This window comes from Streptomyces sp. AC512_CC834 (assembly GCF_019049325.1).
Classification (GTDB): Bacteria; Actinomycetota; Actinomycetes; order Streptomycetales; family Streptomycetaceae; genus Streptomyces.
The window spans coordinates 547801-570687 of record NZ_JAGMUO010000065.1; the positions used below are offsets into that span (position 1 = coordinate 547801).

19 protein-coding genes are annotated in these 22887 nt (G+C 73.1%); 11 read left to right on the plus strand and 8 right to left on the minus strand.

The window, feature by feature from the left end:
* Positions 1–50: 50 nt before the first annotated feature.
* Positions 51–590, plus strand: coding sequence for a hypothetical protein (locus KUM40_RS24655; protein ID WP_217168283.1), 540 nt, complete (start codon positions 51–53; stop codon positions 588–590).
* Here the strand turns inward: KUM40_RS24655 and KUM40_RS24660 are convergent.
* The 3 genes from KUM40_RS24660 to KUM40_RS24670 form a co-directional block, all read right to left on the minus strand.
* Positions 574–1500 carry an SDR family oxidoreductase gene (locus KUM40_RS24660; RefSeq protein WP_217168284.1) on the minus strand — a complete coding sequence of 309 codons (927 nt, stop codon included), beginning with the start codon at positions 1498–1500 and terminating at the stop codon, positions 574–576. The genes KUM40_RS24655 and KUM40_RS24660 overlap by 17 nt on opposite strands.
* 164 nt (positions 1501–1664) lie before the next feature.
* The gene (locus tag KUM40_RS24665) at positions 1665–2294 is read right to left on the minus strand and encodes an MBL fold metallo-hydrolase (protein ID WP_217168285.1); all 630 of its coding nucleotides are present in this window, start codon (positions 2292–2294) and stop codon (positions 1665–1667) included.
* The gene (locus KUM40_RS24670; protein ID WP_217168286.1) at positions 2294–3382 is read right to left on the minus strand and encodes an S-(hydroxymethyl)mycothiol dehydrogenase; all 1089 of its coding nucleotides are present in this window, start codon (positions 3380–3382) and stop codon (positions 2294–2296) included. The genes KUM40_RS24665 and KUM40_RS24670 overlap by 1 nt, the downstream gene beginning before the upstream one ends.
* A 256-nt stretch (positions 3383–3638) precedes the next feature.
* On the opposite strand from KUM40_RS24670, the gene KUM40_RS24675 reads away from it, so the two are divergent.
* Complete coding sequence (locus KUM40_RS24675) at positions 3639–5393, plus strand: ABC transporter ATP-binding protein (protein ID WP_217168287.1); 1755 nt, start codon at positions 3639–3641, stop codon at positions 5391–5393.
* Positions 5394–5401: 8 nt separating this feature from the next.
* Here the strand turns inward: KUM40_RS24675 and KUM40_RS24680 are convergent, their stop codons facing one another.
* Positions 5402–5686 (minus strand): hypothetical protein, encoded by a 285-nt coding sequence (locus KUM40_RS24680; protein ID WP_217168288.1) that lies wholly within the window; start codon positions 5684–5686, stop codon positions 5402–5404.
* Between the two features lie 173 nt (positions 5687–5859).
* Here KUM40_RS24680 and KUM40_RS24685 point away from each other — a divergent pair, with 173 nt between their 5' ends.
* From KUM40_RS24685 to KUM40_RS24695, 3 genes are all read left to right on the plus strand, one after another.
* Positions 5860–6225: a nuclear transport factor 2 family protein gene (locus KUM40_RS24685; protein WP_217168289.1), complete on the plus strand. Its 366-nt coding sequence runs from the start codon at positions 5860–5862 to the stop codon at positions 6223–6225.
* Between the two features lie 357 nt (positions 6226–6582).
* Positions 6583–7074: a MarR family winged helix-turn-helix transcriptional regulator gene (locus KUM40_RS24690; protein ID WP_217168290.1), complete on the plus strand. Its 492-nt coding sequence runs from the start codon at positions 6583–6585 to the stop codon at positions 7072–7074.
* Positions 7075–7087: 13 nt separating this feature from the next.
* Positions 7088–7672, plus strand: coding sequence for a hydrolase (locus KUM40_RS24695; protein WP_217168291.1), 585 nt, complete (start codon positions 7088–7090; stop codon positions 7670–7672).
* Positions 7673–7714: 42 nt separating this feature from the next.
* On the opposite strand, the gene rfbB is transcribed toward KUM40_RS24695, so the two are convergent.
* The 4 genes from rfbB to KUM40_RS24715 all read right to left on the minus strand — a co-directional run bounded on the left by rfbB (position 7715) and on the right by KUM40_RS24715 (position 13775).
* Positions 7715–8674, minus strand: coding sequence for a dTDP-glucose 4,6-dehydratase (rfbB, locus tag KUM40_RS24700; RefSeq protein ID WP_217168292.1), 960 nt, complete (start codon positions 8672–8674; stop codon positions 7715–7717).
* 117 nt (positions 8675–8791) lie between these two features.
* On the minus strand, positions 8792–8971 hold the full coding sequence (locus tag KUM40_RS24705) for a hypothetical protein (RefSeq protein WP_217168293.1): 180 nt from the start codon (positions 8969–8971) through the stop codon (positions 8792–8794).
* 264 nt (positions 8972–9235) lie between these two features.
* Complete coding sequence (locus KUM40_RS24710) at positions 9236–11719, minus strand: SpoIIE family protein phosphatase (protein WP_217168294.1); 2484 nt, start codon at positions 11717–11719, stop codon at positions 9236–9238.
* A gap of 709 nt (positions 11720–12428) precedes the next feature.
* A complete protein-coding gene (locus KUM40_RS24715; protein WP_217168295.1) occupies positions 12429–13775 on the minus strand; it encodes a S1 family peptidase in 1347 nt (448 codons plus the stop codon).
* Positions 13776–14356: 581 nt separating this feature from the next.
* Here KUM40_RS24715 and KUM40_RS24720 point away from each other — a divergent pair.
* The 6 genes from KUM40_RS24720 to KUM40_RS24745 all read left to right on the plus strand — a co-directional run bounded on the left by KUM40_RS24720 (position 14357) and on the right by KUM40_RS24745 (position 22881).
* The gene (locus tag KUM40_RS24720) at positions 14357–14572 is read left to right on the plus strand and encodes a type A2 lantipeptide (RefSeq protein WP_217168296.1); all 216 of its coding nucleotides are present in this window, start codon (positions 14357–14359) and stop codon (positions 14570–14572) included.
* A gap of 84 nt (positions 14573–14656) precedes the next feature.
* On the plus strand, positions 14657–15463 hold the full coding sequence (locus tag KUM40_RS24725) for an HlyD family efflux transporter periplasmic adaptor subunit (RefSeq protein ID WP_217168297.1): 807 nt from the start codon (positions 14657–14659) through the stop codon (positions 15461–15463).
* The gene (locus KUM40_RS24730; RefSeq protein ID WP_217168298.1) at positions 15460–17682 is read left to right on the plus strand and encodes an NHLP family bacteriocin export ABC transporter peptidase/permease/ATPase subunit; all 2223 of its coding nucleotides are present in this window, start codon (positions 15460–15462) and stop codon (positions 17680–17682) included. Before KUM40_RS24725 ends, KUM40_RS24730 begins: the two co-directional genes overlap by 4 nt.
* A gap of 1 nt (position 17683) precedes the next feature.
* Complete coding sequence (locus KUM40_RS24735; protein ID WP_217168299.1) at positions 17684–20506, plus strand: NHLP bacteriocin export ABC transporter permease/ATPase subunit; 2823 nt, start codon at positions 17684–17686, stop codon at positions 20504–20506.
* A gap of 121 nt (positions 20507–20627) precedes the next feature.
* Positions 20628–21638, plus strand: a complete 1011-nt coding sequence (locus KUM40_RS24740; RefSeq protein WP_217168300.1) for a Ppx/GppA family phosphatase — start codon at positions 20628–20630, stop codon at positions 21636–21638.
* Positions 21639–21843: 205 nt separating this feature from the next.
* Positions 21844–22881 (plus strand): iron-containing redox enzyme family protein, encoded by a 1038-nt coding sequence (locus tag KUM40_RS24745; protein WP_217168590.1) that lies wholly within the window; start codon positions 21844–21846, stop codon positions 22879–22881.
* Positions 22882–22887 lie beyond the last annotated feature (6 nt).

The window sequence follows — 22887 nt, forward strand, 5'->3', positions numbered from 1 at the left end:
GGGCCAGACGGTAGTACCGCGACGATCACAGGGGCAGATACCGTGCGGCCATGTCCGAGTTCCTGCAGCAACTCCCCGCGCTCATAGGTGTCGTCATCGGTGCGCTCGGTTCGTATCTCGCCGTGGTCCGCAGCGACCGGGCCCGGTTCCGCCGTGAGACGGCGGCCCGCTGGGAGGAGCGCAGGCTCGCCGTGTACGCCGACTACGCGCGCACGCTGAAGACCTCCGTCACGCTGACGTACCGGGTCGCCGCCCACCTCGGCAACGACCCGCACCCGCATCCGCTCACTCCCGAGGAGGCCGCCCGCCCCCAGGCCGAGGCCGCCCTCGCCCGGGACCCGGCCGGCGAGGCGCTGATCCTGCTGGGCAGCCGGGAGGTGGTGGAGAAGGCGCGGGTCTGGGTGGTGGCGGCGATGGAGATGGAGCGCTTCCTGCGCGATCGGACGCACGATCCGCAGGCCTGGCGGACCCTGCTGGAACGGCAGCGCGCCGCACGTGAGGGCTACTACACGGCCGTACGGCAGGACCTGGCCCTGCCGCCCGGGCACGGCGCCCGGTGGCCGCTGCCACCGGTCAGCGGTAACCGGTGACGTCGGCCTGCTTGTCCGGGTCCTGGACCTCGACGAGATAGCGCCAGGCGTCCGGGCGGCTGCCGTCGAGGTCGGTGAAGCCGTACTCCTGGGCGAGACCGCCGCTGGAGAGGGACTGTCCGTTGAAGCGGGCCACGCCCGGGTCGGCTGCGAGGGCCGTGACCGCGCGGCCGACGTAGCGGGGCGACTCGGAGATGGCGAAGTGCGGGACGCGGTCGAGGGCGTCGCGCCAGTTCTCCTCGCGTACGCCGAAGTGGTCGAGCATGATCTCCGAGCGCAGCCAGCCGGGGGTCAGCGCGAGGGCGGTGGCGCCGCGCGGCCCCACCTCGTGCCCGAGGGAGAAGGCCATGCGCAGGACGGACGCCTTGGCGAGGTCGTAGAAGAAGGAGTTGCGGTAGTGGGCGCGGTTGTAGTCGTCGGTGCCGTCGGTGACCTCGACGACCAGTCCGCCGGGGCGGCGCAGCAGCAGCGGCAGGGCGTGGTGGCTGGTGATGGCGTGGGTCTCGACCGCGAGCCGCAGGAGCCTGAGCCCGTTGTCGAGGTCGTGCTCCCAGACGGGGCTGTCCCACTCGAAGAGGGTCTCGCCGCCCCAGATGTCGTTGACCAGGATGTCGAGGCGGGCCTGTTCGCGGGCGACGCGGTCGACGAGCGTGGCGACCTGCGCCGGGTCGAGGTGGTCGGCGGGTACGGCGATGCCGTGGCCGCCGGCCTCGGTGACCAGGTCGGCGGTGTCCTCGATGGTCTCGGGGCGGTCGTACTCCGAGCGCCGGGCGCGGGTGCTGCGGCCGGTGACGTAGACGGTGGCGCCGGCCGCGCCCAGTTCGACGGCGATGCCCCGTCCGGCGCCTCGGGTCGCTCCGGCGACCAGTGCGACCCTGCCTGCCAGCGGACCTTTCGATGACCCTGTCATGTCCGGCTTCCGTTCCTCTCCCTCACGGTCCGCACGGGCTCACGTCCCGCACGAGCGATGTCGTGTTCGAGGGTGCCCGGGAAGCCGGACATCTTCTGTCACCTATACCGCGTGTCCCGCCGCGATCCTGAATGCGGCCGACGCGGCAGGCTCGGCCGAGGCGGTCAGTGCCCTCGCTTGATCCATTCCTCCAGGTGCGGGGCCTCGGCGCCGATGGTCGTGGAGTCGCCGTGACCGGTGCGGACCTCCGTCTCGGGCGGCAGGACCAGCAGCCGGTCGCGGATCGAGTCGATGATGGTCGGGAAGTCGGAGTAGGAGCGGCCGGTGGCGCCGGGTCCGCCCTGGAAGAGGGTGTCGCCGGTGAAGACGGTGCCGAGGCCCGGGTCGTAGAGGCAGACCGCGCCGGGTGCGTGGCCCGGGGTGTGCAGGACGGTCAGGTCGGCGCCGGCGGCCTCGATGACGAGGTCGTCGGTCAGCCAGGCGTCGGGGTCCCGGTCGGGGTGGGTCTGCCGCCACAGGGGCAGGTCGTCGCGGTGCAGCCAGATGGTGGCGCCGGTGCGCTCGGCGAGCGCGGGCGCGGCGCCCACGTGGTCGTTGTGGGCGTGGGTGCACACGATGGCGGTCAGCCGCCGGTCCCCGACGGCCTCGGCGATCGCGTCGGCGTCGTGGGCGGCGTCGATGACGACGACCTCGTGGTCGTCGCCGACGATCCAGACGTTGTTGTCGACGTCCCAGGTGCCGCCGTCGAGGCTGAACTGTCCGGAGGTGACGAGGCGTTCGACGCGGGCGGCCATCACAGCACCACCACCGAACGCAGCACGTCGCCGGCGTGCATCCGGTCGAAGGCCTGCTCCACCTGGTCCAGTTGAATGGTCTCGGTGACGAACTTGCCGAGGTCCAGGCGGCCCTGGAGGTGGAGGTCGATGAGCATCGAGAAGTCGCGGGAGGGCAGGCAGTCGCCGTACCAGGACGACTTGAGGGAGCCGCCGCGCCCGAAGACGTCAAGGAGCGGCAGCTCCAGCTTCATCTCGGGGGTGGGTACGCCGACGAGGACGACGGTGCCGGCCAGGTCGCGGGCGTAGAAGGCCTGCCGGTAGGTCTCGGGGCGGCCGACGGCCTCGATGACGACGTCGGCGCCGAAGCCGCCGGTGAGTTCGCGGATCGCCTCGACGGGGTCGTTCTCGCGGGAGTTGACGGTGTGGGTGGCGCCCATGGAGCGGGCGGTCTCCAGCTTGCGGTCGTCGATGTCGACGGCGATGACCTTCGAGGCGCCCGCCAGGTACGATCCGGCGATCGCCGCGTCGCCGACGCCGCCGCAGCCGATGACGGCGACCGTGTCGCCGCGGCCGACGTTGCCGGTGTTGATCGCGGCGCCGATGCCGGCCATCACCCCGCAGCCCAGCAGGCCGGCCACCTCGGCGGAGACGGCGGGGTCGACCTTGGTGCACTGTCCGGCGGCGACCAGGGTCTTCTCGGCGAAGGCGCCGATGCCGAGGGCCGGGGAGAGCTCCTGGCCGGTGGCGGCGACGGTCATCCTCTGCTCGGCGTTGTGGGTGTCGAAGCAGTACCAGGGCCGCCCGCGCAGACAGGCCCGGCACTTGCCGCACACGGCACGCCAGTTGAGGATCACGAAGTCGCCGGGGGCCACGTCGGTGACGCCGGCGCCGACGGACTCCACGACGCCCGCGGCCTCGTGGCCGAGCAGGAAGGGGAAGTCGTCACTGATGCCACCCTGCTTGTAGTGCAGGTCGGTGTGGCACACCCCGCAGGCCTGGATCTTGACCACGGCCTCGCCCGGGCCGGGATCGGGCACGACGATCGTCTCGATCCGCACCGGCTCGTCCTTGCCCGGTGCGATCACGCCGCGTACTTCCTGCGCCATGGTCCTGACCCCTTCCTCGGCCGTTCAGCATTCCCCCAGACCCTACGCGCAAGTGATCGGGAAGGGGCAGGTGACAGGGCGGTTCGCGGGGTGCCGGTGGCCGCCCGCACACCGGCGGGTCGTGCCGCCGGGCGCCCACGTAGCCTGAGTGCCTCGTCCGCATGCCATGCCGTGTCATCCAGTGCCGTGTCATGCAGTGCCGTGTCATGCGGTGCCGTGTCATGCCGGCCTTGCCTTGCCGTGCCGAAGGAGCAACGTGACCACCGCAGAGCCGGAGACCGTTCAGCCCGCCTGGCGGCTGCTCCTGTCGTACGTACGGCCGCACCGCACGGCCCTGTTCGCGGGCGCACTGCTCTCGCTGGTCACGGGCGCCACGGGGCTGCTGCTGCCGCTGGTGGCGCGGGAGCTGATCGACGACCTGTCCCACGACCGGACCATCACCGGTGCCCTGCTGGCCATGTCGGGGCTCGTGGTCGCCAACACGGCGCTGGGCGCGCTGGGTTCGTACGTGCTGCGGCGCACGGCGGAGTCGGTGGTCCTCGGGGCGCGGCGCACCCTGTCGTCGTATCTGCTGCGGCTGCGGATCACGGCGGTGGACCGCACCGAGCCCGGCGACCTGATGGCGCGGATCACCTCCGACACGACCCTGCTGCGCGAGGTCACCACCGACTCCCTCATCGGCTTCGGCACCGGCGGGCTCACGCTGGTGGCGACGCTGGTGATGATGGGCGTGGTCGACCCGGTGCTGCTCGGGGTCACGCTGGCGGTGGTGCTGGGGGCCGGGACCGTGCTGGGTCTGATCGTGCCGCGCATCAACCGCGCGAGCCGGCAGGCGCAGGACGCGGTGGGCGTGATGGGTGCCGCGCTGGAGCGGATCCTCGGCGCGCTGCGCACGGTGAAGGCGTCTGGTGCCGAGCCCCGGGAGGAGCGGGCGCTGCACGAGGCCGCCGAGGAGTCGTGGCGGCAGAGTGTGCGCGCCGCGAAGTGGTCGGCCGCCGCGGGCAACACGGCCGGTCTCGCGATGCAGATCGCCTTCATCACGGTGCTCGCGGTGGGCGGGGCGCGGGTGGCGACGGGGGCGATCGACGTGGGCACGCTGGTCGCGTTCCTGCTGTTCGTCTTCTATCTGATGTCGCCGATCCAGCAGGTCGTCGGCGCGATCACGCAGTACCAGACGGGCCGGGCGGCGCTGAGCCGCATCCAGGACGCGCTGCGCCTGCCCGCGGAGCCGCAGGCCCGGCCGGTGCCGCTGCCGTCGCCGGGCGCGCAGCCGGCGTCCGTCGCCTTCCACGACGTCCGCTTCCGCTACGCCGACGATCTGCCGTACATCCACCACGGGGTGAGCTTCGAGGTCCCGGCCCGGGGGATGACGGCGTTCGTCGGACCGTCCGGCGCGGGCAAGACCACCGTCTTCTCCCTCATCGAGCGGTTCTACGACCCGGGTTCCGGGGAGATCACGCTGGACGGCCGGAGCCTCGCGGACTGGGAACTGGCCTCGCTGCGGGCCGCGATCGGCTATGTGGAGCAGGACGCCCCGGTGCTGTCCGGCTCCCTGCGGGACAACCTGCTGCTGGGCAACCCGGAGGCGGACGAGGGCGCCGTCGCCGCCGTGCTGAAGACGACCCGTCTCGACGGTCTGGTGGGCCGGTTGCCGAACGGCCTGGACACGCTGGTGGGGCATCGCGGCACCAAGCTGTCCGGGGGTGAGCGCCAGCGGGTGGCCATCGCCCGAGCGCTGCTGCGCAGGCCGCGCCTGCTGCTGCTCGACGAAGCCACGTCGCAGTTGGACGCCGTGAACGAGGCGGCGCTGCGCGACACGGTGGCCGACGTGGCCCGGACGACGACCGTGCTGGTGGTCGCGCACCGGCTGTCCACGGTGACGACGGCCGACCGGATCGTGGTGATGGACGCGGGGCGGGTCCGCGCGGTCGGTACGCACCGGGAGCTGGTGACCGCCGATCCGCTGTACGCGGAGCTGGCGGCCACCCAGTTCCTGGCGACCGGCGGCTGACGCGGACGTCAGCCCAGGGCGGGGACGGCGCCGAAGAGGGGCGAGACCAGGCCGGTGACCTGCTGAAGCTGTTCGAGGTCGTTGAGCCGGTTTAGCTGCTGCGACGGGAGCGGCATCCGCGCCCGGTCCTCGGCGGGCATGTCACTGACCGCGAGCGAGTCGAGGGTGTTCGCCACGCTGAGCTTCTCCGAGCCCAGCGCGCCCCCGCCGGCCGCACTCGCCATCGGGGCGGCGAGGCCGGTGACACCGGCGGCGAGCCCGACAACGGCGACGATACGTCGTGTTGAGATCATGTGCTGAGCAACGCCGGCGGGCCGGGGGCGGACACGGGCCGGCGGTGCGGCTCACCCGTGAGGACGAGTGTCACGGCCGCCGTTGCCGTGGGCGACGGGACGGAGGAAGCTCGAAGGAGAGGGCCACGGCGGCCCGTTCCCCCTTCGGGCCGCAGCCTTTCGAGGAGGTCGTCATGAGCACCACGGCAGGCCCCGGCTTCGACACCGAAGCACTGCGCCGGGGCATCGAAGGCGAGACGGCGGCACCTCTGTTGTCGCTGTACGCGCGGGACGCGGAGGTCCGCGTCGTCGACCGGTACGACCAGCCAAGCCGCCCCAAGGTCCTGCGCGGCCGGGACGAGATCGCCGAGATGCTCGACGACGTCTACAGCCGCGACATGACGCACCGCATGGAGCGCTGCGTCGTCGAGGGCGACCAGGTCGCGTTCAGCGAGGAGTGCACCTACCCGGACGGTGTGCGGGTCCTCGCCGAGTCGATGCTGGCGCTGCGGGACGGCAGGATCGCCGAGCAGACCATCATCCAGGTCTGGGACGAGTAGGACGGTCGGCCCGGGGCGGGCCTGGGCAACGAGATCGAGCGGCACCTGCCCGTCCCCGTACCGATGTGTGAGCCGGCCCGACAGGGGTAGTCGCCCGGCAACGGACGAGGCATGCATGTCCTTGGCACTACTCCCCCGGAAGGAGGTCCGTGACAGCGCACTCCAGAAGAAGCGTCCGGGCCGCTTCCTCCGACACGGAGCGGCCCGGTCCGCACCGGGCGGCGTCCTCACGGGCGCTGCCCGTCTCTCGTCCCGCAGCCGGGCGCGCGGTCCGGGTCCACCGGCGCTCCGCAATCAGCAGGTAAAACTGTTCAGCCTCAACTGGACAGTCTTACCTGTCGAAATTACCGTGGACTCATGGACGCGAACGCTTCGGGTCCCACCCCCTGCGGAAACATCTCCGACTCCGCCGCCCGTGCCGCGCGTGAGCTGCACGTGCTGTTCGGCCGACTGCGGCGGCGGATCCGGCAGGTCGCCCGGGACGAGGACCTCACCCCGTCCCAGGTCTCGGCCCTCACCCTGGTCGGCAAGCACGGCGCCGCGACCGCCGGCGCACTGGCGTCCGCCGAGGGCGTCCGTCCGCAGTCGATGGCGGCCACCCTGGTCGCGCTCGGCCGGCGCGGACTGATCCGCCGCAGCCCCGACCCCGGGGACGGGCGCCGCCGGCTCGTCACCCTCACCGAGGCGGGCCGGGCACGGATCGAGGGTGACCGGCAGGTCCGCCAGGAGTGGCTGGCCCGTGCCCTCCAGGACCGGTGCACCGACAAGGAGCGGGACACGGTCCTCGAAGCGCTCGCCCTGCTGGACCGGCTGACCGGGCCGGACACCGGCGATTCCCCAACCCTTTGAAAGGCACCACCTCATGGCAGTCACCGCCCTCGACCCCCGCACCGCCCTCGTCGTGATCGACCTCCAGGCCGGTATCGTCGGCGCGCCCACCCAGCCGTACAGCGGCGCCGAGGTGGTCGCCCGCAGCGCCGAACTGGCCGATGCCTTCCGGGCCCGCGACCTGCCCGTGGTGCTGGTCCGGGTCTCCTTCGCCGCCGACGGGGCGGACGCCGTGCCGGGGCGTACGGAGGCCGGCGGGGCCGGCCGGTCCCTGCCCGAGGGCTGGGACGTCGTCGTCGACGAGCTGACCGGCCACCCCGGCGACATCACCGTCACCAAGCGCAACTGGGGCGCCTTCCACGGCACCGGCCTGGACGTCCAACTGCGCCGCCGCGGCGTCACCCAGATCGCGCTGTGCGGCATAGCCACCAGCATCGGCGTGGAGTCCACGGCCCGCGCCGCCCACGAGCACGGCTACCACGTCACGCTCGCCACCGACGCCATGAGCGACATGAGCGCCGAGGCGCACCACGGCAGCGTCGAGCGGATCTTCCCGCGTCTCGGCGAGACGGGCACGACGCAGGAGATCCTTGAGCTGCTGGCCAAGACGCACTGCTGACGGGCCGGATCCCTCCCACGGCGGTCACGGCGGTCACGGCGGTCACGGCTTGAGCGGCTCCCACCAGGCCCGGTTGTCCCGGTACCAGGCGACCGTCTCGGCCAGCCCTGCCGTGAAGTCACGGCGGGGTCGGTAGCCCAGCTCCTCGCGGGCCTTGCTCCAGTCGACCGAGTAGCGCAGGTCGTGGCCCTTGCGGTCCTCGACGTGCACGACCCGGTCCCAGTCGGCGCCGCAGGCGTCCAGGAGCAGGCCGGTCAGGTCGCGGTTGCTCAACTCGGTGCCGCCGCCGAGGTTGTAGACCTCACCGGCCCGGCCGCCGGTCCGCACGAGGTCGACGCCCCGGCAGTGGTCGTCGACGTGCAGCCAGTCGCGGACATGGCGCCCGTCCCCGTACAGCGGGACCCGGCGGCCGTCCAGGAGGTGGGTGACGAAAAGCGGCACGAGCTTCTCGGGGAACTGGCGCGGGCCGTAGTTGTTGGAGCACCGGGTCACCCGTACGTCCAGGCCGTGGGTGCGGTGGTACGCGAGGGCCAGCAGGTCGCCCGACGCCTTCGAGGCGGAGTACGGGGAACTGGGGCGCAGCGGATGCTCCTCGGTCGCCGAGCCGGACTCGACGGAGCCGTAGACCTCGTCGGTGGAGACGTGCACGAAGGGCTCCACGCCGTGCCGCAGGGCGGCGTCCAGCAGGTTCTGGGTACCGACGACGTTGGTGAGGACGAAGTCGGACGCGGCGTGGATCGAGCGGTCCACGTGGGACTCGGCGGCGAAGTGCACCACTTGGTCGGCCCCGGCCGTCAGCTTGTCGACGAGCGGGGCGTCGCGGATGTCGCCGTGCACGAAATCCAGCCGGGGATGGCCGAGTTCGAGGTTGGCGGTGGTTCCGGCGTAGGTGAGGGCGTCCAGCACCGTGATCCGCGGTGCCCCGGGCACGTCGGAGGCCAGGAGCGTGTTGACGTACCGGGAGCCTATGAATCCGGCGGCGCCGGTGACCAGGATGTTCATGAACGGTTCAGTGCCTTGCTGCGGTCGGGGACGGAGAAGCGGGACGCCTGTGACGCCCGTGACGCTACCGGCGTGCCCTTCGTCGTCCGTGACCGGCGCCCCCCAGGTCCCCTCAGGTCAGTCCTCGCCCCGGACGATGTTCGACTCCTGGCCCGGTTGCGATGCGCGGGCGGCGCTGCCGTCCTCGACGGCGGGTACGCAGGTGCGCATCAGGCCCCTGCTCCGCAGGCGGCGGGCCTTCGACCATCCTGTCTCCAGCCGACGGACAACGGGCTTCCCGGTGGTGTCCGTGGTCACGTGGCATCATCTTCCTTCTGCTCTTCCGCTTTTCCGCGTCCGGTGCGGTCGCCCCTCCGGGTCCCCGGTCGGGCCGCCGTGAAACGCCCTGCCCTTTCCTGTGCGGGGTCCTGGTGTGGCCACTCCCGGCGGGGTCGTCCCGCCCGTGGACCGGGCGTCGCCGCGGCCCTGGACGGCTTCACCGCGCTGCGGCACCCGCTGAGCCTCACCGACGTCCGCCTGGACGACTACGCGGCCGTCTTCCACCCCGGCGGGCGGGGACGCTCACCGGCCGCCGTCCACCGGGATCTCGCTCCAGACCTGCTTGCCTCCGCTGACCGGCAGCGTCCCCCAGGTCGCGGACATCGCCTCGACGAGGAGGATGCCGCGTCCGCCGGTGGCCTCCCAGCCGATACTGGTCGGCTTGACGGGCGTACGGGGCGAGGCGTCGGCGACCGCGACGCGCAGCTTGCCGCTGATCAGGGTGAGGTCGAGGCGTACCTTGCCGTCGGTGTGCACCAGGGCGTTGGTGACCAGTTCGGAGACGATCAGCAGGACGCCGTCGATGTCGTCGTCCGGCACGCCCCAGGAGCGCAGGGTGCGCCGGGTGAAGCGGCGGGCGTGTCGCACGGCCTCGGGCAGCCGCCACACCGACCAGCTCTCCCGCAGCGGGCGCAGGGCCATGCCGTCGTAGCGCACCAGCAGCAGGGCGACGTCGTCGTTGCGGCGGGCGTTGCCGAGCAGGGCGTCGGCGACGAGCCCGAGGTGGGCGGGGTCGGAGACGGCCAGGGCGTGTGCGAACCGGTCCATGCCCTCGTCGATGTCGGCGTCGGGCGTCTCCACCAGGCCGTCGGTGGTGAGGGCGATCAGCGTGCCGGGCCGCAGCCGCAGCGGGCTCATCGGGAAGTCCGCCTGCGTCACCACGCCGAGCGGCGGGCCGCCCTCCACCTCCGCGATCTCCGTACTGCCGTCGGGGTGGCGCAGCACGGGAGGAAGGTGTCCGGCCCGCACGCACCAGGCGGAGCCCTCCTCCATGTCGAGCTCGACGTAGACGCAGGTGGCGAAGAGGTCGGTCTCCATGCCTGTCAGCAGGCGGTTGGCGTGGGAGACCACGACGTCGGGCGGGTGGCCCTCGACGGCGTAGGCGCGCAGGGCCGTGCGCATCTGGCCCATCAGGGTGGCGGCGCCGGCGCTGTGGCCCTGGACGTCGCCGATGACGAGGGCGACGTGGTGGTCGGGCAGCGGGATCACGTCGTACCAGTCGCCGCCCAGCTCAAGGCCGGCCGTGCTGGGCAGATAGCGGGCGACGGCGACCGCGCCGGGCAGTTTCGGCAGCCGGCGCGGCAGTAGCTGGCGCTGGAGCATGCCGACGAGTTCGTGCTCGGCGTCGAAGGCGTGGGCGCGCATCAGGGCCTGCCCGGCGAGGCCCGCGGAGGCGGTGAGCAGGGCGCGTTCGTCGGGTCCGAAGTCGTGCGGGGTGTCCCAGCCGATGAGGCAGGCGCCGGCCATGCGACCGCCGGCGGGCAGCGGGAGCACGGCCAGGCCGCCGGGGCCGACGTCGGCGAGGGCCGGTTCGAGGTCGCCGGTGCCGGCGGGCCAGATCCGGGCGCGTCCCTCGCGCAGGGCGGCGGCGAGGGTGGGCATGGCCCGTACCGGTGCGTCCGGCCACTCGGTGCGCCACTCAAGGCGCCACAGCTCGGGCCAGGACTCCGGTTCGGGCGGGTCGAGGACGGTGACGACGAGCCGGTCGTTCTCCAGCTCGGCGAGCGCGATCCGGTCGGCGCGCAGCGGCCTGCGCAGGGCGGCGACCACGGCCTGGCTGACGTCCCGTACGGTGCCGGCGGTGGCCAGCGCGGCGGCGAGCCGCTGGACGCGGGCCACGTCGGTGACCTCCGGACGCAGGGTGGAGGCGTCGACGACGGTGCCGACCAGACGCGTCGGCCGGCCGTCGCCGCCGGGCAGCAGGCGCCCGCTCAGCCGCAGCCACTTCGGCGGGCCGGTGGGCTGCTCCACCCGGAACTCCAGCTCGCGGTCGCCGATCGACATGTGGTCGGACTCGGTCACCGACATCAGCGACGGCAGGTCCTCCGGTACGGCGAGGCCCAGCAGCGTCTCGACCTTGCCGTCGAACTCGTCGGGGGCGAGGCCGAACAGGCGCAGGATGTCGTCGCCCACCTCCACCCGGCCGGTGTCCATGGCCAGGGTGAAAGCGCCCGGCCGCAACTCCTCGGCCGCGGCCTCGGCCTCGGCCGGGGTGGGGCAGGTCATGGCCTCGGCGATCAGTTCCAGGCACCGGCGGTCCTCGGCGTCGAACCCCTCCGGGCGCTCGGTCAGGGCGAGGAGGCAGCCGCCGCCGTCCCCGCGCACGGGCAGCGTGGCGAGCGAGAAGCCGCTCGACGGCACGTGCCGCGACTCGGCCGATCCGGCGAACTCCTCGGGCCCGACCCACACCGCCTCGCCGGCGCGGTGGGCGTCGGCGACCGGGGAGCCGCCCGCCGCGGGGTAGCTGTCGCGTACGCCGTACAGGGTGCGCGGCGCGCCGGCCGACTCGGCCAGGCAGAGCAGCTCGCGGTCGTCGCCGGGCGAGTACAGGGCGGCGAAGGAGGCGCCCGCGAAGACCAGCGCCTGTTCGAGGATCCGGCGCGGCCGCTCCTCGGGCTCCGGGCCGGCCGCGATCGCCTTCAGGGCGCCCTCGGCACGCAGCGTCCTCGGTCCGCGTTCCGCAGCGCCCTGTCTGACCACGTCGCCATTACAGCGCTTATGGGACACCCGCGCAGCCCCTACGGACCGGGTACCGGCGATCAGGGACCCACGGGGGCTCCCGGAGGCACCCCCGCGCGGGTCTACGGAGACCCGCGCGGGGGTGCCGACCCCACCCACTCCACCCACCCGGACACCACGCACCCCAGCCACCACGCACCGGACCGCCGGTCCGGCCCCGACGGGGCCGATCGGCGGTCCAGGGGCTGGCGGTCCGGCGTCCGGCGTCGTCCGGCAGACCGGCGGTCCGGCGGCCCGGGGCCGTCCGGCAGTCCAGGGTCCGAGGCCGTCCGACAGTCCGGCGCCCGGCGTCGTCCGGCAGCCCGGCGGTCCGGGGCCGTCCAGCGTCCGGCGTCCGGCAGCCCGAGGCCGTCCGGCGGTCCAGGGTCCGGGGCCGTCCGACAGTCCGGCAGTCCGGCGCCCGGCGTCATCCGGCAGTCCGGAGTCCGGGGCCGTCCAGCGTCCGGCGTCCGGCGTCCGGCGTCCGGCGGTCCGGGGCCCGGCGGTCCGGGGCCCGGCGGTCCGGGGCCCGGCGTCGTCCGGCACTCCGGCCGTCCGGCGCCCGGCGTCATCCGGCAGCCCGACGGTCCGGCGGTCCGGGGCCGTCCAGGGTCCGGCAGCCCGGGGCCGTCCGGCGGTCCAGGGGCCGCCGGTCCCAGGGGGCCGGTGCCTGAGGTGTCGCGCGTGAGGTGCGGGGCGTTACTACCGGTCCATCACATCAGCCCGTCAGGCCCGAGCCGTCCCCGCTGCCGGCGCCCGTGCCGTCGCCCGCGTCACCGGCACCGGAGCCGTCACCCGTGTCACCGGCGTCACCCGCCTCACCGGTACCCGCGCCCGCGTCCCCGCCGCCGGCCTGCTCGCCGCCTGCCTCGTCGCCACCGCCGATGGCGTCGCCACCCCCGGCCTCGTCGCCGCCCGACTGGTCGCCCGCTCCGCCGGCCGCGTCGCCGCCGAGGGTGGCGCCGACCGCCTCCAGGGCGGTGGTGACCGGCTGGAAGAAGGTCTCGCCGCCGACGGTGCAGTCGCCGCTGCCGCCGGAGGTCAGGCCGATGGCGAGGCCGTCCTGCGTGAACAGGGAGCCGCCGCTGTCGCCCGGCTCGGCGCAGACGTCGGTCTGTATGAGGCCCGTGACCGTGCCCTCGGGGTAGTTGACCGTGGCGTCCAGGCCGAGAACCTGACCGTCGGCCAGTCCGGTCGTACTGCCCATCCGGAAGACCTGCTGCCCGACCGTCGCCTCGCCGGCCTGGCCGATCTGGAGGACCTGGTCACCGAGGTTGACCTCGCTCGGGGCCTCGGTCGCCGGATCGTCGTACTTCACGAGTGCGAAGTCACCCTCGCCGGGGAAGACCGCCTGGTCGACGGTGCCGATCGGCTGCCCGCCCTGCGCGTCGGACCACTGGTCGGCCGCGACCCCGCAGTGACCGGCCGTCAGGAAGGCGGGCGAGCCGTCGCCCGCGGTGACGTTGAAGCCGAGTGAGCAGCGCGCGCCGCCGCCGAAGATGGCGTCGCCGCCCGACACGAAGGTCTTGAAGGTGCCGGCGGACTTGTCGACGGTCGCCATGCCGGAGCCGAGGCCGTCGACGGTGGACTCCAACTGCTCCCACTTGTCACCGGTGACGGTGCTGTCGGCGGTCACCAGGATCTTGTTGGTGCGCGGGTCGATCGCCCACGAGGTGCCCGGGATGGTCGCCTCGGACTTCAGGGTCCGCGCGCCGCTCCTCAGCTCGCCCATGCTGTTGTCGACCTCGCGGACCTCCGCGCCCGCCTTCTTGGCCTGCACGACGACCTGGTTGTTGTCACCGGGGACGACGTTGACGACGAGCTGCTGCGCGCCGGAGTCGTAGTACGAGCCGGCGAAGGCGTCGCCGAGCATCCCGGCGAGCCGCGAGGCGAGGTCCGACGCGTCCGCCGCCTTGAGGGTCCTCGGCGCCGCCGCGGCGTCGTCCGGGGATCCGCCGTCCTGCGAGGCGTTGGCGTTCGGCAGCAGGATGGCGGCCGCGCCGAGCGCCACCACACCGCCTGCCGCCATCGCGGCCTTGCGCTTCGGGATTCGCTTGTGACTCAACCTACTCGACCTCCTGGGACCGGGGTGCGTGCCCGCCGGTCCGGCATCTGTTGGGGGCGCCTGGATGGCTGTTGGTACGCACCGGCCGGGCCGGGTGTTCAGACGGGTCGTCGGATCGCGCCGGATCGACACCCTCCGCGACCGACCGGCGACGTACGGTCGCGATCACAGAGCGGAATCACTGCTTCAGCAAATCTGCACATCGAATGCCCAACCCGGTCACCCCCGTTGGGGGATCTGCACAACCCCGCGGCCCCCTGTACGCCTTTGGGGCGGGAGTGCCCCAATCGCCTGCGTAGGTGCAAGGGGTCGCACAAGCCGATGTCGCGCACCGTGTGAAGAAGTCGCCGCGACGGCGTGCGCGCTCCTGCACCGTTGGGCGCCCGGGCGTCGCAAGTGCCCTGGTGAGAGGGATGTTTGATTGGAAGCCCGGACCGGCCGCGTGCTTTGATCCATCGCACCGCGGGGGCCGCGGACGGCTCCGGAAACGGGCGCCCGGCGCCCGTGGTCGCGGCCGTCATCTGTCCCCAGAGGGGGCCGCTCCCCCCTTGTGAAATGGCTATACGAAGGGAAGTTCCATCATGAACTCCACCCCCCAGGTTGAGACCGTCGAGATCTCCGACGCCGACCTCGACAACGTCTCCGGCGGCCTGAACCTGAACGCCGTCGGCACCGTCACCGGCCTGGTGGACGGCATTGCCCCGGTCTCCGGCCTGGTCAACACGGCCGTCGGCACCGTCGAGGGTGTCACCGGCCTGAACACGGCCCCCGTCACGGGCCTGGTCGCCGGTCTCTGATCGCGCCCTTGTACCGCTGAGTCCCGGAGCCGTCCAGGCTCCGGGACTTTTCGGCCGTTCTCTCAAGCCCGGGATACGTCAGCCGTGCAGTTCCGCCAACAGGCCCTCGCAAAACTCCAGTCACCGGAGGAACTAGACCTACCGGTGCGTTTCGCCCGCCCGCAGGGCTGGCTGGTGCTGTCCGTGACCGTGGTCGCGATGGCCGCCGCGTCCATGTGGGCGGTGGGCGGTTCGGTGACCTCCACGGTCGGCGCGCCCGCCATCCTCACCCACGGGCAGGGCAGTTATCTGCTGCAGAGTCCCGTTGCGGGCCAGGTGACCGCGGTCCTCGCGCGGCCGGGGCAGCGGCTGGCGGCCGACGCCCCCGTACTGAAGGTCCGCACCGCCGAGGGCGAGACCGTGGTCCGCACCGTCGACGCCGGCCGGGTCAGCGCGCTCGCGGCCACCGTCGGGCAGATCATCCAGACCGGCGCCAACGTCGCCTCGGTCGAGAAGGTCGCCCACGCCGACGACCCGCTCTACGCCACCGTCTACGTCCCCGCCGAGAACGCCGCCGCCATCCCCGCGCACGCCTCGGTCGACCTGAGTGTCCAGTCGGTGCCGACGCAGCAGTACGGCGTCCTGCACGGGCAGGTGAAGTCCGTGGACCGCTCGGCCCAGTCGGCGCAGACGATCGCCGCGTTCCTCGGGGACAGCCAGCTCGGCGAGCAGTTCACCAAGGAGGGCAGGCCGGTGGCCGTGACGGTCCGGCTGGACACCTCGAAGTCGACCGAGAGCGGCTACGCGTGGTCGTCGGCGGACGGACCGCCGTTCGAACTGACCTCCATGACCCTGGCCTCGGGCTCGATCCGGCTGGCCGACGAGCGTCCCGTCGATTGGCTGCTGCCGTGAGCACCGCACAGGAGACACGGGGCAGACGCCGCGCCGCCCCGCCGAGGCGCAGCGTGCCCAAGGGCCGCGCCAGGACCGTCCGTACGCCCACCGTCCTCCAGATGGAGGCCGTGGAGTGCGGGGCGGCCTCCCTCGCGATGGTCCTCGGCCACTACGGCCGCCATGTCCCGCTGGAGGAGCTGCGCATCGCCTGCGGCGTCTCCCGCGACGGGTCGCGCGCCAGCAATCTGCTGAAGGCGGCGCGCGGTTACGGGTTCACCGCCAAGGGCATGCAGATGGACCTGGCCGCGCTCGCCGAGGTGACGGCACCGGCCATCCTGTTCTGGGAGTTCAACCACTACGTCGTCTACGACGGCATCGGGCGCCGGTTCGGACGGCGCGGGGTGTTCATCAACGACCCCGGCAAGGGCCGGCGCTTCGTGTCCCTGGAGGACTTCGACGGGTCCTTCACCGGGGTCGTGCTGACCATGGAGCCCGGCGAGGACTTCACCCGGGGCGGCCGCAAGCCGGGCGTGCTGGGCGCGATGCCGGCCCGGCTGCGCGGCACCGCCGGGACGCTGCCCGCCGCCGTGCTGGCGAGCCTGCTGCTGGTGGCGGTCGGCGCGACGGTGCCCGCGCTCAGCCGCACCTACATCGACACGTTCCTGATCGGGGGACAGACCTCGCTGCTCGGCGTGCTGTTCGCGTCGATGGGGGCCTGTGTGCTGCTCACGGTGGTGCTGACCTGGCTCCAGCAGGCCAACCTCCTGCACGGCCGCATCATCTCCTCCACCCTCTCCAGCGCCCGTTTCCTGCGGCACCTGCTGCGGCTGCCGGTGACCTTCTTCTCCCAGCGCAGCCCCGCCGACCTGGTGCAGCGGCTGCAGTCCAACGACGCCGTCGCCGAAACGCTGGCCCGCGACCTCTCCGCCGCGGGCGTGGACGCGATCGTCGTCGTCCTGTACGCCGTGCTGCTGTACACGTACGACCCGCAGCTCACCTTCGTCGGCGTCGGCGTGGCGCTGCTCAACATCCTCGCGATGCGGGTCGTCATCCGGCTGCGCGCGACCCGTACGGCGAAGCTGCGGGCGGACACGGCGCGGCTGACCAACACCGCGTTCACCGGTCTCCAGCTCATCGAGACGATGAAGGCCACCGGCGGTGAGGACGGCTACTTCCGCAAGTGGGCGGGGCAGCACGCCACCACGCTGGAGGAGCAGCAGCGGCTGGGGGTGCCGAGCGCCTGGCTGGGCGTGGTCGCGCCGACGCTCGCGACGCTGAACAGCGGGCTGATCCTGTGGATCGGCGGTATGCGCGCGGTGGAGGGGCACATCTCGGTGGGTCTGCTGGTCGCCTTCCAGGCGCTGGTGGTCCGCTTCACGGCCCCGCTGACCCGGCTGAACGGGGTCGCGGGACGCATCCAGGACTTCGCGGCCGACGTGGCGCGACTGAAGGACGTGGAGAACTTCCGGGCGGACCCGCTCTACGACCGCCCGAGCGGCACCGACTCGACCCGTCGGCTGCACGGCCACGTCGAGCTGCAGAACATCTCCTTCGGCTACAACCCGCTGGACAAGCCGCTGCTCACCGGCTTCGACCTGACCGTCGGGCCGGGGCAGCAGGTGGCCCTGGTCGGCGGCTCGGGCAGCGGCAAGTCCACGGTGTCCCGGCTGATCTCGGGTCTGTACGCCCCCTGGGACGGTGTGATCCGCATCGACGGGCAGCGGCTGGACGACATCCCGCGCGGGGCGCTGGCGTCCTCCGTCTCCTTCGTCGACCAGGACGTGTTCCTCTTCGAGGGCTCCGTGCGCGACAACGTGGCGCTGTGGGACCCGTCGATTCCCGACGACGCCGTGGTGGACGCGCTGGGGGACGCCGCGCTGTACGACGTCGTGATGCGCAGGCCGGGCGGCATCCACAGCCCGGTCGAGCAGGACGGCCGCAACTTCTCCGGCGGACAGCGCCAGCGCCTGGAGATCGCGCGGGCCCTGGTGCGCCGGCCCAGCATCCTGGTCCTGGACGAGGTGACCAGCGCCCTGGACGCGGAGACCGAGCAGGTGGTGATGGACAACCTGCGCCGGCGCGGCTGTGCCTGCGTGGTGATCGCGCACCGGCTCAGCACCGTGCGGGACAGCGACGAGATCGTCGTCCTGGAGCACGGCACGGTCGTGGAGCGCGGGCGGCACGGGGAGCTGGTGGCACGCGGTGGCGCGTACGCGGCGCTGGTCGGGGAGCGGTGAGATGACGGCAGTGCACGAAGGACAGGGCGACCTCGTCCTCGGGGCGCTCGGCTCGCTGGGCACCCGCGTCGACTGCGCCGGGTTCGGCCGCGTCGACCTGGAGGGCCCGCAGGTGCTGTGGCTGGTGGCGTCCGGCGCGGTCGACCTGTTCGCCGTCGACGCCGGGGAACAGGGCCACTGGCATCACCTGGGCCGTCTGGAGGCGGGCTCGGTACTGCTCGGGCCGGTCGCGGGACCCCGGCACACGCTGGTCGCGCGCCCGCTCAGGGACTGCGTGGTGCACCGCATCGCCCTGCGCGAGCTGCACCAGCCGGCGAGCACCCAGACGTGGTCGTACGACGCGTACGGCAACCCGCAGTACGTGCCGCCGACGACGAGCCCGCTGGAGTACGCCCTCGCCCTCGGCGTGGGCCGCGGCCTGACCGTCCTGTTCCAGGCGCCGATGGCCTCGGAGCGGGCCGCGGCGCCCACCGACGACGACGTCTTCTGGATGCAGGTACCGCCGGGCAGCGTGCAGTACGGGGCGGTGTACGGCCAGGAGGCGGCCGCCGATCTGCTGATGGACCCGGCGCTGTGGCAGAGCATGGTCGACCAGCAGTACCGGCTGCTGACGACCCTGGACCGCTGGATCGAGCAACTGGAGCGCACCCACGAGACGCGTACCGCGGCCGGCATCAAGGCCGGTGAGGCGGTGCGCGCCCAGGCCGACCGGACGCTGCTGGCCTCCATCGGCAAGCGGTCGGCGCGGCGCACCACGGCCGCCGACGCCGACGCCACGTACGCGGCGTGCCGGCTGGTCGCCCGCGCCGCCGGGATCCCGCTCGCCGAGCCCGCCCAGAACGGCACCGAGAGCGACCGGCTCGACCCGGTGGAGCGCATCGCCGTCGCCTCGCGCGTGCGCACCCGCTCCGTGCGGCTGGACGACCGCTGGTGGCGGGACGACGTCGGACCGCTGGTCGGGCACCGGACCCTGTCGGGGGCGCCGGTGGCACTGCTGTGGCGACGCGGCGGCTATGTGGCCGTGCATCCGGCGACCGGTCGTGAGACTCCGGTGGAGAAGGCGAACGCCGGGGAGTTCGAGCCGCGCGCGGTGATGTTCTACCGGCCGCTGCCCGAGCGGCGGCTCGGTCCGCTGCGGCTGCTGCGGTTCTGCCTGGCCGGGACGCGCGGGGATCTGACCGGTCTGCTGCTCGCCGGTCTGGTGACGGTGGCGATCGGCGCGCTGGTGCCGATCGCGACGGGCAAGGTGCTCGGCGAGTTCGTGCCGAAGGCGCAGACCGGGCTGATCGCGCAGGTGTGTCTCGCGGTGATGCTGAGCAGCGTCGTCGCGGCGGCCTTCATGCTGCTGCAGAACCTCACCATCCTGCGCCTCGAGGGCCGGATCGAGGCGACCCTCCAGCCGGCCGTGTGGGACCGGCTGCTGCGGCTGCCGACGAAGTTCTTCACCGAGCGTTCCACCGGCGAGCTGGCGAGCGCGGCCATGGGCATCAGCGCGATCCGCAGACTGCTGGCGGGCGTCGGCCCTACGGTCGCGCAGTCGGTGACCGTGGGCGCGATGAACCTGGGGCTGCTGCTCTGGTACAGCGTGCCGATGGCACTCGCGGCGATCGGCATGCTGGTGGTCGTCGCCGGTGTCTTCCTGGGGCTCGGGCTGTGGCAGGTGCGCTGGCAGCGGCGGCTGGTCAAGCTCACCAACAAGCTGAACAACCAGGCCTTCCAGACCCTGCGCGGACTGCCCAAGCTGCGGGTCGCGGCGGCCGAGAACTACGCGTACGCCGCCTGGGCGGGGCAGTTCGCGCGCAGCCGTGAGCTCCAGCAGCGGGCGGGGCACGTCAAGAACCTGAACTCGGTGCTCGGCGCGGTGTACCTGCCGCTGTGCACGCTGCTGATGTTCATGCTGCTCGCCGGTCCGGCGCGCGGTTCGATGTCGGCGGCGGAGTTCCTCACCTTCAACGCCTCGGTGACGATGCTGCTGACCTCGGTCACCCAGCTCACCGGCGCGTTCGTGTCGGGAGTGGCGGCGCTGCCGCTGTTCGAGGAGATCAGGCCGGTGCTTGACGCCACGCCCGAGGTGCGCACGGCGAGCACCAGGCCGGGGCCGCTGACCGGCGCGATCGAGGCGCGGCGGCTGTCGTTCCGGTACACCGACGACGGGCCGCTGGTCCTGGACGACGTGTCCTTCGAGGTGCGGCCGGGCGAGTTCGTGGCGGTCGTCGGTCCCAGCGGCTGCGGCAAGTCGACCCTGCTGCGGCTGCTCATCGGCTTCGACCGGCCGCTGTCGGGCAGTGTCCTGTACGACGGCCAGGACCTGGCCGCGCTCGACCAGTCGGCGGTGCGCCGGCAGTGCGGGGTGGTGCTCCAGCACGCGCAGCCGTTCAACGGCTCGATCATGGACGTCATCTGCGGCACCGAGCCGTACACGCCGGAGGAGGTGATGGCGGCGGCCTGGATGGCGGGGCTCGCGGAGGACATCAAGCGGATGCCGATGGGCCTGCACACCATCGTGTCGGGCAGCGGGGCGGTCTCCGGGGGCCAGCGGCAGCGGCTGATGATCGCGCAGGCGCTGATCCGCCGTCCGCGCGTCCTCTTCTTCGACGAGGCGACCAGCGCCCTGGACAACGAGACGCAGCGCACGGTGATCGAGTCCACCAAGGCGCTCCGGGCGAGCCGGATCGTGATCGCGCACCGCCTGTCCACGGTGCTCGACGCCGACCGCGTGATCGTGATGGAGGACGGCAGGGTCGCCCAGCAGGGGCCGCCCGCCGATCTGCTGGCGGACACGGGCGGCCGGCTGCACGAGCTGGTGCGGCGGCAGCTCGCCTGACGGGTGCGGGTGCGGGTGCGGGTGCCGTACGGGTGCGGGTACCTGTGCGAGGGCGTCGGGTTTCCGGCCGTACCGCCCCGGATTCCGTTGGACCGGTGCGTAAATGGGTACCTGCGCCTTCATGCGTATCAGCGTGGTGGATGTGGGGTCGAACACGGTCCGGCTCATGGTGGCGGACGCGGAGGGCGGGGTCCCGCTGCCGGTGCACACCGCGAAGTGGCGGCTGCGGCTTTCGGAGCAGGTCAAGCCGGGGGGCCCGGTCCCCCAGGAGGCCGTGGACCGGCTCGTGACGGCGGTCGCCGACGCGAGCAGGACCGCGGACCGGTGGGGGGCGTCGGGACCGCTGGCCTTCGCCACCGCCGTGGTGCGCGCCGCGCCGAACCGCCGGGAGGTGCTGCGCACCGTCCACGCCCGCACCGGCGTGCCGCTGTGCACTCTGCCGGGCGAGGAGGAGGCGGAGCTGACGTTCCTGGGAGCCCGGCGCTGGATGGGCTGGCGGGCGGGACCGCTCGCCCTGCTCGACATAGGCGGCGGCTCGCTCGAGGTGGCGTTCGGGCGCGGCCGGCTGCCGGGCTTCGTGGCCTCGCTGCCGCTGGGGGCGGCCCGGCTGACCCACGAGTTCCTCGCGGGCGGCCAGGACCCGGCGCCGCCGGACCAGCTCAGGGCGTTGCGCCGCAAGGTCCGCCACCAGCTACGGGACGCCGCGGCGCGGATCCGCTGGGAGGGGCCGCGCACCGCGGTGGCCACCTCGCGGACCTTCCAGCAGTTGGGTCGGCTGTGCGGCGCCCCGCCCGGGCGGCACGGGCCCTTCATGGAGCGGCGGATGCTCTGCTCGGACCTGGGGGACGCGGTCGGCCGACTGGCCGCCCTGTCCGCCGCCGAGCGGGCCCGGCTGCCCGGCATCTCCGCACCGCGTTCGGCACAGAGCCTGGCCGGCGCCGTGGTCGGGCACACCGCGATGAAACTGACCGGACTCGAATCGGTCGCGCTGTGTCCGTGGGCGATCCGCGAAGGTGTCCTGCTGCGTCACATCGAGGACGGCCCGTCCTGGTGGGCCGAGGTCGTCCGCCGCAGCGACGAGGCCGTGGCCCCGGCTCCGTTGCCCCTGCGCCTGGCGTCCACGTCGAACTGACCGGGGAGCCTGAACGAGTGGAAGGAGACGTTCGTGGCCCACAAAGGCGACCGCGACCACCAGCAGCCCGAGACCGCCGCCGAGGAGGTGCTGCGCGAGATCCAGGAGGCCAGGCCCCGGGACGCGGAGTCCGAGGAGGGCGAGAAATAACGCGCCACTGCCCGCGGGTGGGGGTGCCACGGTGGTGACCGGGTACTCGCGGCGCATGCGGTACGACCGCGAAGGACCGCAGCCGCCGACGGCCCGGGGCCCGCTCTCCGCGGCCGTCGGCGCTCATCTGCTCGGGACGGGCCCGCTGCCCGGCCCCCGGGCGGTGGCCGCCGCGCCGGTGTACGGCGACGACCTGCAGCTCGCCCTGTACCAGTGCTACGAGCTGCACTACCGGGGCTTCGCGGGCGTGTCCCCCGGCCTCGAGTGGGACCCGGAACTGCTGCGCACCCGGGCGGCGCTGGAGGACCGTTTCCTGTCCGCGTTGCGGGCCGACACCCGGGTGCACGAGAGCGTGGCGGACGCGGTCGGGGCGCTGCTCGTCGAACCCGTCCACGGCGAGGGCGTCAGCCACTTCCTGCGGGACGAGGGTGAGTTGTGGCAACTGCGGGAGTACGCGGCCCAGCGCTCCCTCTACCACCTCAAGGAGGCCGACCCGCACGCCTGGGTGCTGCCGCGGCTGTGGGGGCGCCCGAAGGCGGCGATGGCCGCGGTCGAGTTCGACGAGTACGGCGGCGGCCGTGCCGAGCGGGTGCACGCCCGGCTGTACGCCGGCCTGATGGCGGATCTGGGCCTGGACACGACGTACGGGCGCCATCTCGACGCGGCCTGCGCCGAGTGCCTCGCGACGGTGAACATGATGTCCCTGTTCGGCCTGCACAGGTCCCTGCGCGGCGCCCTGGTGGGGCATTTCGCGGCGGTGGAGATCACCTCGCCGCCCGGTTCCCGGCGGCTCGCCGAGGCGATGCGCCGCACCGGCGCCGGGCCGGCCGCCGAACACTTCTACGACGAGCATGTCGAGGCCGACGCGGTGCACGAGCAGATCGTGCGGCACGAGGTGATCGACGGCCTGCTGGAGCAGGAACCGTGGCTCGCGGCAGACGTCGCCTTCGGCATCGACGCCACCGGGCACCTCGAGGACCGCTTCGGAGCCCGGCTGCTCGCCGACTGGCGGGCGGGACGGTCGTCCCTGCGCGTACCGCTGCCGGTCGCCCCGACGCCCCGCGGCGATTCCGAAATTTCTCATATTTCGTGACGGACG